The following is a 13187-nucleotide window of genomic DNA, read 5'->3' on the forward strand; positions in this document are numbered from 1 at the left end:
TGTGTTCGCCCGCGTCCCCACGCGGGCGGTGGTCATTGCCACCGATATTGGGAATGCCCGCTATATAGGAGCATTCGTTCTTCGAGGCAAGAAAAGTCTGGAGAGACCTCCACAGGAGTCGTCATCGAAGCGTCATCTATCCGTCGCGCGCCTGCAATCCCCCTCGGCCACTAAGCGCTATTCCATTTACTGACGGAGAACATGGATGAGACGACAATCGCTGCTGTGTGCGTTCGTATCGGTGCTTTCGGCAACGACGGCGATGCCGGCCCTGGCCGACACGGCGTTCAACCGCATCGCCACCTTTGCGGTGGAGGAGAACCTGCCGGCCGATATGGATCCGGCTACCGAGACCTCCTCCGAGATCATCACGGCGAGCGAGGACGGCAATACGCTGATCTATTCCGACAGCCCCCTCGGCGCCATTGGCTTCATCGACATCACCGACCCCGCGACCCCCGAGGCTCTGGGCATCCTACAGGTTGACGGCGAGCCCACCTCGGTCACCGTAGCCGCCGACAAGGCAATTGCTGCCGTCAACACGTCGGAAAGCTATACCGACCCTTCCGGCAGCCTCCTGGTGATCGACATCGCCAATCGCACGGCTGAGCCCTCCTGCGAACTGGCCGGCCAACCAGACTCGGTGGTCACCAGCAAAGACGGCCGCTTTCTGGCCGTCGCGATCGAAAACGAGCGCGACGAAGATATGAACGACGGTGTTATTCCGCAGATGCCGGCGGGGGCGCTGCAGATCTTCTCGCTGGAGGAGGGCATGCCGAACTGTGACAACGTCAAGACCGTTGCCCTGACCGGGCTGGCCGAGATCGCAAGTGAAGATCCGGAGCCCGAATTCGTTGACTACAACGAGGCGGGCGAGATCGCCGTCACCTTGCAGGAGAACAACCACATCGCCATTGTCTCGGCGGAGAGCGGCGAGGTGGTGAGCCACTTCTCCGCCGGCGCCGGTAGCATCAAGAATGCCGATATGCTCGATGATGGCGCGCTGCGCTTCGATCAGTCGGGCGAAGGCATCCGGCGCGAGCCCGATGCCGTGAAATGGCTGGACGACGAGCGCCTGGTAGCGGCCAATGAGGGTGATTACGAGGGCGGCTCGCGCAGCTTCACCATTTTCTCCAAGGCGGGCGAGGTGCTCTACGATTCCGGCTCCGATCTCGAGCACCAGGCAGCTCTCGCCGGCCACTACCCCGACAAACGCTCCGATTCCAAAGGCGCGGAGCCCGAGGGAATGGAAGCGGCGACCTATGGCGACGAGCGCTACTTCTTCGTGGCCTTGGAGCGCGCCTCGCTGGTGGCTGTCTATCGCGATACGGGTGACGCGCCGGAATTCGTCCAGGTGCTACCATCGGGCGTGGCCCCGGAGGGCGTGCTGGCAATTCCGGAACGCAACCTTCTGGTGACCGCCAACGAAACGGATCTGGCTGAAGACGGAGGAGCACGCTCGCACGTAATGCTTTACGAGCTGGGCGACGGTGCGCCCGATTATCCGATGATCAAATCCGTGATGAATGATGGTGCGCCGATTGGCTGGGGAGCGCTCTCCGGCCTTGCCGCCGATCCCGCCGAGCCGGGCCGTCTCTATGCGGTTTCAGACTCCTTCTATTCCGCCGAACCGGCAATCTTCGAAATCGACGCTACGGATACGCCGGCCACCATCACGCGAAAGATTGTCGTAAAGCGGGGCGGCGCACCCGCGCAGAAGCTCGACCTCGAAGGTATCGTCAGTGACGGAGAGGGCGGCTTCTGGCTCGCTTCGGAAGGGCGCACCGACCGCCTCATTCCGCACGCGCTGATGCGCGTCGATGCGGACGGCGAAATCACCGATGAGATTACCCTGCCCGCCGAACTGCTGGCTCATGAGATACGCTTCGGCATGGAGGGCGTCACTCTCGTTGGCGAGGGCGATGAGCAAATGCTCGTGATGGCCATTCAGCGTGAATGGAAGGACGATCCGAAGGGTCAGGTGAAGCTGGTCGCCTACAAGCCCTCGAGCGAGGAATGGCTCGCCGCCCGTTACCCGCTGGATGATACGGCCCGTGGCTGGGTCGGGCTCTCAGAGATCACCGCACATGACGGTAACCTGTTCATCGTCGAACGGGATAACCAGATTGGCAACCGGGCTGCCATCAAGCGTCTTTACCGAGTCGCGCTTACGGATTTCGAGCCGGCTTCCCTCGATGCGGAACTTCCGCTTGTGGAAAAGGTGCTGAGCCGCGATCTGCTGGAAGATATGCGCACCGCCTCGAACGGCTATGTCGTCGACAAGATCGAGGGCTTCGCCATCGATTCGGCGGGGGAGGCATTCTTCGTGACCGACAATGACGGCGTAGATGACTCCTCCGGAGAGACGATCTTCGTCCGTCTCGGCCGGGTCGATGCTCTGAACTGAACAGCACGCGCCGGGGAGAGACCAAGTCTCCCCGGCGCTCCCTTGCGTCACACGCCGCTCCGCTTTATCTTCCCTTCCGCTCTAACGGGGTGCCGGTTTTTAACCGGCTGAGAGGCAGTCAGCCTGCCAACCCGCTGAACCTGATCCGGTTTGCACCGGCGGAGGGATTAGACGCTTATACTTTCAAGCGCCTCATTCCCTGGTCTGATGAACAAGGAGGCGCTGATGCGCACGACAACAACGATTCCCGTGGTTGCTTTCGGATTGTTTGCGGCCGCCCTTCCGGCGGCCGCCCAGGACACGCTGACGGTTTATACCTACGAAAGCTTCACGACCGAGTGGGGTCCGGGACCGGCTATCGAGGAGGCGTTCGAGGCGGAATGCGATTGCGACCTGGAGTTCGTTTCGGTCGCCGACGGTGTTGCCCTGCTCAATCGGGTCAGGCTGGAAGGTGAGAACACCGAAGCGGATATCGTGCTCGGTCTGGACACCAATCTGATCAACGACGCACGGGAAACGGGCCTTTTTGCCCCGCACGGAATCAGTCTCGACAATATAGACGTGCCGGGCGGGTTCGAGGACGAAATCTTCGTGCCCTTCGACTACGGCTATTTTGCTTTTGTCTACGATACGGAGGCGATCGATACGCCGCCGGAAAGCCTGACCGAACTGGTGGAAGCCGGCAGCGAGTTGGGTATCGCCATCCAGGATCCGCGCACGTCCACGCCGGGACTTGGCCTGCTTTTATGGATAAAGGCCGTCTTTGGCGAAGACGCCGCAGATGCTTGGTCTGAGCTGCGGGACAATGTCGTGGCTGTCACACCGGGATGGAGCGAATCCTATGGCTTGTTCACCCGCGGTGAAGTGCCCATGGTGCTTTCCTATACCACGTCGCCTGCTTATCACCGTATCGATGAGGATACGGACCGGTACCGGGCGGCTGCTTTTTCGGAAGGGCATTATCTGCAGATCGAGGTGGCAGGCCGCACGGTGAAGGGGCAGGACAATGCACTCGCCGGAGAGTTCCTTACCTTTATGACGGGCCCGGGCTTCCAGGATGTCATACCGGAGACGAACTGGATGTTCCCGGCCGGCAGGACCTCCGAACCGCTCAACCCCGCCTTTGACGATCTGGTCGAGCCCGCAGAGACCCTACTCTTTTCGCCCGAAGAAGTGGCGGAAAACCGTAACGCCTGGGTTGACGAGTGGCTCTCCATCATGAGCCAGTGACGGCGTTTCGCGCGCAAAGAGGGCGTCTCGCGGCGGGAGGTGCTGCGCTTGCAGGCATTGGTCTTCTGCTTGGAGGCGCGTTCCTCGGGCTCGCCTGGGAAGCGGCGGCGAGTTGGGAAGGTGCCCTAGCCGCGTTCGACGGCTATCTTCTGCGGGTAACACGCTTCACATTATGGCAGGCGGGGCTTTCCACCATCTTGTCGGTTGGTCCCGCCATCCTCGTCGCCCGGGCGCTGGCGCGTCATCCCCGCTTTTGGGGCCGCGAGTTCATACTGCAGCTTTTCGCCGTCCCCCTGGCGCTGCCAGCCATCGTCGCTGCGCTTGGCGTACTCGCGCTTTATGGACGTTCGGGGTACTTCGCGCCACTGTTCGCCGCGACCTCGGGCGACATGTGGCCGGGCATCTATGGCCTTTCCGGCATCTTGATCGCGCATGTCTTTTTCAACCTGCCCTTGGCAACCCGGCTTTGCTTGGCCTCGCTCGAGACCATACCGGCGGATCAGTGGCGGCTCTCGGCGCAGCTCGGCATGGGGGCTTTCGCCTCGTTCCGCTTCATCGAATGGCCGGTGTTACGCGCGAGCCTGCCCGGCATTGCAGGCCTCGTTTTCATGCTTTGTGCGACCTCTTTCACGATCGTGCTGACGCTCGGCGGCGGGCCGGGCGCCACAACCCTGGAGGTGGCGATCTACCAGGCACTGCGCTTCGATTTCGATCCGGCGCGCGCCATCGCCTTGACCTTGGTGCAGGTAGCGCTGACGGGGACGATCGTGCTGGCGCTCGCCCGTCTCGGCGCGTCCACGATGGGGGACGCAAGCCTTCCGGTTGCATCCCGGCGCGCCCTGTTCCCGGGCGCCGGTGAGAAAGTGCTGAATACAACACTCATCCTGTTGGCGCTCCTCTTTGTCGCCGGTCCCATGCTTGCCACGGTTGTTGCCGGTCTGGCGGCCGACCTTGTCCGACTTGCGGGGGAGCGCCCGGTTCATCAGGCGACCCTGACGAGTTTTATCCTCGCAAGTCTTGCCGCCGTTCTGTGCCTGATGGTTTCAGGGGCGCTTATCATGACGCGCCGGGCGCTGGAGCTTGCGCGTGGAGCCCGCATACCCGGTTTTCTCGAGCGTATGTCCGATTCCGGTGCCGCGATGGTTCTGATCGTACCGCCGATTGTTATCGGCGCGGGCTGGTTCATTCTCTTGCTGCATTTCGGGGATGTCTTCGCCTTCGCGCCGGCGATGGTGGTGGCGGTCAATGCCGTCATGGCCATGCCATTTGCCGTACGGGTTATTCGGCCTGCCTATGATGCCGCAAGTGCCCGGCATGAAAAGCTGTGTCTCGCGCTCGGCATTTCCGGATGGAATCGCTTCCGCCTCGTCGACTGGCCTGCTCTGCGGCGTCCGGCGGCTGTCGGATTCGCCTTCGCCATGGCGCTTTCCCTTGGGGATCTCGGCGTTATCGCGCTTTTCGGCAGTGATGACGTTCGCACCCTGCCTTATCTTCTCCTGCAGCGTATGGGCAGCTACCGTACTGCTGACGCCGCCGGTATCGCACTTTTCCTCGCCATTCTCTGCCTGGGGCTGATGTTTATCGCCGGGCGATTGGGTAAAAGCCGGACATGACCGAATCGAACAAAGCGGGGGCAGGCGTCAAACTTGAAGGCCTGCTATTTTCATACCCCGGCGGGGCGGAGATGCATTTCGACCTCTCGATCAGCGCGTCGGATCGGGTAGCGCTGATGGGGCCGAGCGGATCAGGCAAATCCACGCTATTGAACCTCATAGCCGGCTTCGAGCTTCCTTCGGCCGGGCGGGTGATGATCGACGGCCGGGACGTAACCGGATCGCCGCCGCATCACAGGCCGGTCTCGATGATCTTCCAGGAGAACAATCTGTTCGCCCATCTCACCGTCGGGCAGAATGTGGGGCTCGGTCGTTCCCCCTCGCTGCGTCTTTCAGCACAAGACCGTGCCGCCGTCACCGATGCCCTGGCGCGTACCGGCCTCGGAGGCAAGGAGAAGCGCCTGCCGAACGAACTGTCGGGGGGCGAGCGCCAGCGCGTGGCGCTTGCGCGCGTGCTGGTGCGGGAGCGGCCGGTTCTCCTGCTTGACGAGCCCTTTGCCTCGCTCGGGCCGGCGCTGCGCGACGAGATGCTGGATCTCATTGCGGGCCTGAGCGATGAGCAGGCAATGACGATTCTCATGGCCACGCACGATCCAGGCGATGCCGAGCGCCTTTCCGGCACACTGGTCTTCGTCGAAGAGGGTCGAATTGCGGATTTCGGCCGCACGCAGGCGTTTCTCTCCGGCTGGGAATCGCCCGCGTTCAATAGCTATCTTGGCGCGCGCACGGGTTCGCGATAACTACTTCTTGTTGTCGAACCTGATTCTGTCACTATTTGAATCGAAAACGCACACGGATTCAGCCGGAAGTGTGGCGCGCGGGTGATTGTTTTGTCGTGCCATCTGTGGCTACCCTCAACTCGTTCTAAGGCTCGTACCCAAGCCGCTTTTTGATGCGTGAAAGGAAAACGCCCTGGTACAGCGTGCTTCGATAGAACCGACGAGGACCGGCAAAAGATGTCACGTCCTGACAGCAGCCGCTTTTGCGGGCTTGGCCACGGCTCTGGCCGGCTGCCAGACCGCCGATCTCGGAGAAGCCGGATTCAAGCCGTCGGAAAATCCCGTTACGGTGGACACGGTCACGCGCGGCGATCGCCTGGCAACTCTGGCGCGCAGGCAACACCCGAAAATCCTCCAGACCTATGGGGGCGAGTACTCAGACCCGAAGCTTGAGCGCATGTTGGCCGGTGTGGTCGGAAAGCTGGCACGCAGCCCCGATGCGGCGTCCCAGAGTTATCAGATCACGATATTGGATTCGCCCAGCATCAATGCGTTCGCGCTGCCGGGTGGCTATCTCTACATCACGCGCGGGCTGTTGGCACTGGCCAATGATTCGGCGGAAATCGCGGCCGTTCTGGCTCATGAAATGGCTCACGTGACGGCAAATCACGGGCTGGAGCGGCAGAAACGTGAAGCTGAAGCGAATTTGACCTCTCGTGTGGTCAACGAGGTGGTGAGCGCCGACAGCAGTGCGCAGGCCGCAGTGGTGCGGGGCAAGCTGAGACTGGCTCAGTTCTCCCGGAATCAGGAACTGGAAGCCGACGCCATCGGCATTCGCGCGATTGGAGAAGCCGGCTACGACCCCTTCGCCGCCGCGCGGTTCTTGAGCTCGATGGACGCCTATCAGCGTTTTCGCAGCGTTGGCGGGGCGCGGGATGCCAGCCTCGATTTTCTCGCGAGCCACCCCAATGCGCCCCGGCGTATCGATCTGGCGCAGCGGCATGCCCGCCAATTCGGTCAGCAGGGCACGGGCCTGCGTGAACGGGATTCCTTCCTGCAGGGGATCGACGGGCTGCTCTTCGGCGACAGGCCCGACCAGGGTTTTGTGCGCGGACGCACTTTCCTGCATCCCGAACTCGGCATCTCCTTTGCAGTCCCCGAGGGCTTCGTCATCGACAATTCAGCCGGAGAGGTGGTGGCCGCCGGGCCCGGCGATCTTGCTTTCCGCTTCGACGGGGTCACACTCGAGCGTTCCGTTTCCTTAACGGATTATCTGCGCCGCGACTGGCTTGCGGGCCTCGATCCCGACTCGGTGCGCACTTTCACGATCAATAGTCATGAAGCGGCCACAGCCCGGGCCCATGCCGACAATTGGGAGTTCGATGTCACCGTGGTGCGCGTTGGCGACAATGTGTACCGACTGCTGACCGGTGCGCCGAGAGGCAGCGATCGCCTTGACGCGGTGGCACGCTCGATCTCCAACAGCTTTCAGGTCCTTAGCCGGTCGGAGATCGACCAGCTCAAGCCGCTGCGTATTCGCATTGTGACCGTCCAGCCCGGCGACACGATCGCGAGCCTCGCCGGCCGCATGGCTGGAGGAGACCGGAAGCTGGAGCTGTTCCGCGTGCTCAACGCGCTGGGATCGGGATCAACCCTCTCGACTGGAGATAAGGTCAAGATCATCACGGACAGATGAGAAATGGGGCCCAATGCCGCTGGCCAGGAGCGGTCGGTACAACACTTATTCTCCGCGCACGCGGACACCCTCCAGGCGTTCATCCGGATCCGAGATCTGCTTTGGCCTCGGTTAGGGCGAGCGTAGGCACATCGCGCTATTCAGCGCGCTCCGGAGAACGGTAAACAGAGTTGGTGTAATCTGGCCTAATGGCGGGTTTGCGACACCCGCATTCGTTCCATCTCGTCCTTGATCGCGAGCTTACGACGCTTGAGTCTGGTGAGCTCAATCTCATCCGTTGAGGGATGCGCCAGAGCTTCGTCTAATTGGCGCTGAAGATCGCCGTGTTTGCGCTGTAATTCTTCGAGATGCGATTCGAGCGACATGGACATCTCCATCGGTTCCTCGTAGCCATCCGGAACACGCCTCCGCCCCAATTCCTGATGATGACATAAATAGTGTGCCACTGTTTTCGTGCGATGTCGAATATAAGCGTCGGGATTTATCCCCAGGTCGCGATATGATATGAGAGATTTGTGCTTCCTTTGGCGAAGGGGAGCTATGCTTGCTCGCGCGGAATAGCGTATAGAAGCGGCGCCCAACGGGAGGCCATGCGGACCGTGAGTACGTCGGAACAGGAACAGGCCGAGATTCGCCTCGAATTTGCCCGTCTGAAACAGGATCATGTCGATTTCGATGCCGCCATCGAAGCGATGATCGCGTACGGTTGCGATCCTTTGCAGATCCAGCGCATGAAGAAGAAGAAGCTCGCAATGAAGGATCGGCTCCAGCAACTGGAAGACCGGATAATTCCCGATATCATAGCGTAATACGGTTGCGGCTGAAGCTGCGTTTCGCTAACAGCAGGCATCCGGAACCAAAAGGGGGTTGCGCATGCGCAGCGGGCGCACCGATGTCGCCATTATCATGGGAAGCCAGTCGGACTGGGAGACCATGCGGCATGCGGCGCATATCCTGGAGGAACTGCAGGTCAGTTACGAATCGCGTATCGTTTCGGCTCATCGTACACCGGATAGGCTCTACAGTTTCGCAACGGGCGCCAAGGCTGAAGGATTCCGGGTGATCATTGCAGGGGCCGGCGGGGCAGCGCATCTGCCCGGAATGACGGCGGCACTTACCCCGCTCCCCGTCTTCGGCGTCCCCGTCCAGTCCAAAGCGCTTTCCGGGCAGGATTCGCTCCTTTCCATCGTGCAAATGCCCGCCGGCGTTCCCGTCGGCACGTTGGCGATCGGCCGCGCGGGCGCCGTCAATGCGGCGCTCCTTTCTGCATCGGTCCTGGCGCTCTCAGACGAGGCTCTCGCCGAGCGCCTCGATGCGTGGCGTACCGCGCAAAGTGAAAGAGTGGCCGCTTATCCGACGAAGGAGCCATGAGGCAACCACTCCCACCCGGCGCCACGATCGGCATTGTAGGCGGCGGTCAATTGGGCCGTATGCTCGCCATGGCTGCGGCCAGGCTCGGCTACAGCACCGCCGTTCTCGATCCGGACCAGCACGCGCCCGCTGGACAGGTCGCCCAGAAACATATCGCGGCCGCATATGACGACGGCAGAGCTCTTGAACAGCTGGCCAGGTCCAGCGACGTCATCACCTATGAGTTCGAGAATGTGCCGGTCGGCGCGATCCGTTCTCTGGAGGAGTGGCGTCCCGTTCATCCTCCCGCAGAAGCTCTGGAAGCCTCCCAGGATCGCATGTCGGAAAAGATCTTCCTGAACGCGTCGGGCATCTCGACTGCCCCTTTCGCGGCCGTTGAAAGCGACCGTGACCTTGCCCGCGGGCTCGCCCGCTTTGGGCATTCCGGCGTTTTGAAGACGCGCCGCATGGGCTATGACGGCAAGGGCCAGAGAGTTTTCCGAAACGCCACCGCGGAGGAAATCATCGGCTGTTTCGAAGGTATGGGAGGTACGCCGCTCATCCTGGAAGGCCTGGTGAATTTCGTGCGCGAGGTTTCAGTGATCGCAGCGCGTTCGCTTAACGGCGCGATGGCGGCATACGATCCGGCAGAGAACGAGCATCGCAACGGCATCCTCGCCCGTTCCGCGGTCCCGGCGGCCATTTCGCCCTCCACTGCCTACACGGTCCGGGAAACTGCCTTCACGATACTGGATGCTCTCGATTATGTCGGCGTGATCGGGGTCGAGTTTTTTGTGCTGGAGGACGGCTCTGTTCTCGTCAACGAACTGGCCCCGCGCGTTCATAACTCCGGCCACTGGACCGAGGCGGCGTGTGCCGTCTCTCAGTTCGAGCAGCACATACGCGCTATTACCGGCCTGCCGCTAGGGCGCACCGACCGTCACTCGGACTGCGTGATGGAAAACATCCTGGGAGGGGAACGCAGGAATATGAAGCGGCTTCTGGAGGAGCCGAACCTGATGCTTCACCTCTATGGGAAACGGGAAGCCCGTCCAGGCCGCAAAATGGGGCATTTCACAAGACTTACGCCAGCCGGGGCCGGCGGACCGAAGGGCTCCCCTTCGGCGGAATGAGCGCATAAAGTCTTCAGGATCGAAGCTTATGGCGGGCGCCCCAGCTTGACACGGCCCGGCCCGTCCTCTAAGAGCCCCAACCGAATGCGGCGCGCCGAGAGCGCGTCTTTTGTTTAATGCACAGGCGACAATCAGGCCGAAAGGCCGGCAGGGCAAACCAATGAAGATCAAGAATTCGCTCAAGGCACTGAAAACCCGCCACCGCGAGAACCGCATCGTTCGCCGCAAGGGGCGTGTGTACGTCATCAACAAGACGAACCCGCGGTTCAAGGCACGCCAGGGCTGAGGTAGCGCGGCCTGCTGGGTGTTCATCCCAGAGGATGGACACGGTGGTCCCATTTTTGCTTTTCTCTCGACGCTGAGGCGGTTACACTCGCCTCATGTGGCGCATCTTTATTTCCATTTTTTTCATTCTGTACCTGCTCCAGGCACCGGCGACGGCCGATATGCATGGTGCGGCGGCCGAGCCGGAGAGCGACCGGCTGAACGAGCTTTTCTCCGCGCTCAAGGAAGAACACAACACCGTGGCTGCGCGCCGTATCGCCGATCGCATCCAGCAAGAGTGGAAGCGTTCAGGCGGGGCGACCGCGGACATGCTGATCGATTGGGCTAGGGAAGCCGCGGTCCAGGATAAACATCATGTCGCCCTCGACTTCCTCGACCAGGTTGTGACGCTCTATCCCGAATATGTCGAAGGCTGGAACAGCCGCGCGCTGGTTCATCTCATGATGAATGACTTCAACCGCGCCATGGCCGATCTCTCGCGCACGCTCGCGCTGGAGCCGCGCCATTTCGGCGCCATGAACGGTGTTGCGGGTATATTGCGCGCCACGGGGCGCGAGGAATTGGCGCTCGGCGTTTATCGCCGCATGCTGGAAGTCTATCCCATGCAGCGCGGCGCCCAGCGTGCGCTCATCAGGCTAACCGAGGATAGCCTCGGTCAGCGGCTCTGAAAACCCTGACCAAAAGTCGCCTAAACCTGCTGCAAAGGCGATTTCCGTGCTTCCAGTGCTCATGTACCAGCACGTACGGCGTCCGGCTCTCGCAGCCACCATTTTTGCCAACACCCAATCGAGTTTTGACCAGGCTGTAAGAGACTCTACAACGCCCCCATGCCGTCCGAGCCGACATAGGCGATGCGCAGCATGTTCGTCGCACCGGGCGTCCTGAGCGGAACGCCGGCCGTCACAATCACGCGGTCACCGGATTTTGCGAACTGCTCCTCAAAAGCGATGCGGCAGGCACGATCCACCATGTCGTCGAGATCATGCGCATCCTCCGAGACCACGCAATGGGTTCCCCAGACGAGGCTGAGCCGTCGCGCGGTCCCCACCACCGGCGAAAGCGCGATGATCGGCACATGTGGGCGCTCGCGGGCGGCGCGCAGTCCGGTCGTACCCGATGAGGTATAGGTGACGATGGCGGAAAGCTTCAGGGTCTCGGCGATTTGGCGCGAAGCAAGCGAGATCGCATCGGCGCCCGTCGGCTCCGGCTCGGTACGCTGCGCCTCGATTGAGTCGTTATATGTCGGATCGCGCTCGACCTGGCTGGCGATGGAACTCATCATGGAGATGGCCTCAGACGGGTACTGGCCGGCGGCCGACTCGGCCGACAACATCACCGCGTCCGCGCCTTCGAACACAGCCGTTGCCACGTCGGAAACTTCGGCGCGCGTGGGAACTGGAGCCGAAATCATCGACTCCAGCATTTGGGTGGCGACGACAACCGGTTTTCCCGCCTGACGGCATGCCCTGATGATCTGTCTCTGGGTGCCGGGCACGGATTCCAGCGGCATTTCCACGCCGAGATCGCCGCGCGCGACCATGAGGCCATCGGACAATTCGATGATTTCGGCCAGCCGTTTTACCGCCTGCGGCTTTTCCACCTTGGCCATGAGCGCGGCGCGGCCTCGCGCGATCTTGCGCACTTCGGCAAGATCCTGCGGCCTTTGGATGAAGGAAAGTGCAATCCAGTCCACCTCACCGGTCGCCAGGACGGCATCGAGATCGCGCCGGTCCTTCTCCGTCAGCGCACTGAGCGGGAGGTCCGTATCGGGCAGGCTGACGCCCTTACGGTCGGATATCTTGTTGCCAGCGACCACACGGCAGACGATGGAACGCCCATCGTTCCGTAATGCTTCAAGCTGCAGGCGGCCATCATCGATCAGCAGTCGGTGGCCGGGCTCGACGGCCTGGAGAATTTCAGGATGCGGCAGGTGAACCCGCGCGGTGTCTCCCGGCTCGGGGTTATCGTCCAGTATAAATTCCTGCCCGGCTGTCAGTTCCACGCGGCTCCCGGCAAAGGTGCCGACGCGCAGCTTCGGCCCCTGCAGGTCGGCGAGAATCCCGATGGGTCGAGCCGCCTGGCGTTCGACTTCGCGGATACGCGCAATAAGCGTACGCATCGTATCATGGTCGGCGTGACTCATATTGATGCGAAAAGCGTCCGCGCCGACTTCATGCAGCCGGGTGATCATTGCTTCTTCCGAGGAGGAAGGACCCAGTGTGGCCAGGATCTTCACCTTGCGTCCGCGCTTCATGGATTGGAAGCTCCCGAAAAAGCGGCCGCATCCTTGGCCGGAGAACTATCCGTAAGCTGAACCATCCAATTCTCCTGTTGGCCCGTATCATATTCCTGAAAACCGGCGCGTTCGAAACCGCGGGCAAAACAATCATTTACACCGGCAATTTTGAATTCCTTGTCGGCCACGCACATCTGGATCGGCCCTTCCCACCGGCCTCCCCGCGTGGCGTCCTCTGCATAAAGATAATAATAGCGCGATTGGAGAGATCCTTCGATGAGCGTTTTACAGCTCGATCCCTCTACGTGCCACCATCCTTCACTGATCCAGCCGCTGCGCGCCCGATATCCGATGGCGACGCCGACCAGGTTCTGCGTAGCGTTGCAGACCCGGAAATCCGCGTAAGCGGGCACGGCATCATAAAGGAAAAGGCCCGCCATGGAGGCCAGCGCCAGAACGGTATTGCGAATCAGCATATGCCCGGTGAACGGCATGGTCAAAACCTGCCATGAAAAGTC

Annotated in this window: 13 protein-coding genes and 1 riboswitch; of the genes, 10 read left to right on the forward strand and 3 right to left on the reverse strand. The window is 61.5% G+C overall.

Going from position 1 to position 13187, the window contains the following annotated elements; genetic code table 11:
• The first annotated feature begins 205 nt into the window (after positions 1-205).
• The 5 genes from LY631_RS00710 to LY631_RS00730 all read left to right on the forward strand — a co-directional run bounded on the left by LY631_RS00710 (position 206) and on the right by LY631_RS00730 (position 7665).
• Positions 206-2407 (forward strand): esterase-like activity of phytase family protein, encoded by a 2202-nt coding sequence (locus tag LY631_RS00710; protein ID WP_274423190.1) that lies wholly within the window; start codon positions 206-208, stop codon positions 2405-2407.
• A gap of 75 nt (positions 2408-2482) precedes the next feature.
• Positions 2483-2591, forward strand: a riboswitch (TPP riboswitch).
• 41 nt (positions 2592-2632) lie between these two features.
• The gene (thiB, locus tag LY631_RS00715) at positions 2633-3637 is read left to right on the forward strand and encodes a thiamine ABC transporter substrate binding subunit (protein WP_274423191.1); all 1005 of its coding nucleotides are present in this window, start codon (positions 2633-2635) and stop codon (positions 3635-3637) included.
• Positions 3613-5250, forward strand: coding sequence for a thiamine/thiamine pyrophosphate ABC transporter permease (gene thiP / locus LY631_RS00720; protein WP_274423192.1), 1638 nt, complete (start codon positions 3613-3615; stop codon positions 5248-5250). The genes thiB and thiP overlap by 25 nt, the downstream gene beginning before the upstream one ends.
• Entirely contained in the window at positions 5247-5990 is a 744-nt protein-coding gene (thiQ, locus tag LY631_RS00725; RefSeq protein WP_274423193.1) for a thiamine ABC transporter ATP-binding protein, read from the forward strand. Before thiP ends, thiQ begins: the two co-directional genes overlap by 4 nt.
• A 190-nt stretch (positions 5991-6180) precedes the next feature.
• Complete coding sequence (locus LY631_RS00730; RefSeq protein ID WP_445082832.1) at positions 6181-7665, forward strand: M48 family metalloprotease; 1485 nt, start codon at positions 6181-6183, stop codon at positions 7663-7665.
• Between the two features lie 185 nt (positions 7666-7850).
• On the opposite strand, the gene LY631_RS00735 is transcribed toward LY631_RS00730, so the two are convergent.
• Positions 7851-8030 (reverse strand): YdcH family protein, encoded by a 180-nt coding sequence (locus LY631_RS00735; RefSeq protein ID WP_274423195.1) that lies wholly within the window; start codon positions 8028-8030, stop codon positions 7851-7853.
• A 225-nt stretch (positions 8031-8255) separates the two neighbouring features.
• Between LY631_RS00735 and LY631_RS00740 the strand changes: the two genes are divergently transcribed.
• The 5 genes from LY631_RS00740 (at position 8256) to LY631_RS00760 (ending at position 11101) form a co-directional block, all read left to right on the forward strand.
• Positions 8256-8474 (forward strand): YdcH family protein, encoded by a 219-nt coding sequence (locus LY631_RS00740; protein WP_274423196.1) that lies wholly within the window; start codon positions 8256-8258, stop codon positions 8472-8474.
• A gap of 64 nt (positions 8475-8538) precedes the next feature.
• A complete protein-coding gene (purE, locus tag LY631_RS00745; protein WP_274423197.1) occupies positions 8539-9036 on the forward strand; it encodes a 5-(carboxyamino)imidazole ribonucleotide mutase in 498 nt (165 codons plus the stop codon).
• Complete coding sequence (locus LY631_RS00750; protein ID WP_274423198.1) at positions 9033-10148, forward strand: 5-(carboxyamino)imidazole ribonucleotide synthase; 1116 nt, start codon at positions 9033-9035, stop codon at positions 10146-10148. Before purE ends, LY631_RS00750 begins: the two co-directional genes overlap by 4 nt.
• 160 nt (positions 10149-10308) lie before the next feature.
• The gene (ykgO, locus tag LY631_RS00755; protein WP_274423199.1) at positions 10309-10434 is read left to right on the forward strand and encodes a type B 50S ribosomal protein L36; all 126 of its coding nucleotides are present in this window, start codon (positions 10309-10311) and stop codon (positions 10432-10434) included.
• Between the two features lie 94 nt (positions 10435-10528).
• A complete protein-coding gene (locus LY631_RS00760; RefSeq protein ID WP_274423200.1) occupies positions 10529-11101 on the forward strand; it encodes a hypothetical protein in 573 nt (190 codons plus the stop codon).
• 146 nt (positions 11102-11247) lie between these two features.
• On the opposite strand, the gene pyk is transcribed toward LY631_RS00760, so the two are convergent.
• Entirely contained in the window at positions 11248-12687 is a 1440-nt protein-coding gene (pyk, locus tag LY631_RS00765) for a pyruvate kinase (protein ID WP_274423201.1), read from the reverse strand.
• Positions 12684-13109: a DUF1036 domain-containing protein gene (locus LY631_RS00770; protein WP_274423866.1), complete on the reverse strand. Its 426-nt coding sequence runs from the start codon at positions 13107-13109 to the stop codon at positions 12684-12686. Before LY631_RS00770 ends, pyk begins: the two co-directional genes overlap by 4 nt.
• Positions 13110-13187: the final 78 nt, after the last annotated feature.

It is taken from the genome of Chelativorans sp. YIM 93263, from assembly GCF_028767125.1.
GTDB lineage: Bacteria > Pseudomonadota > Alphaproteobacteria > Rhizobiales > Rhizobiaceae > Chelativorans.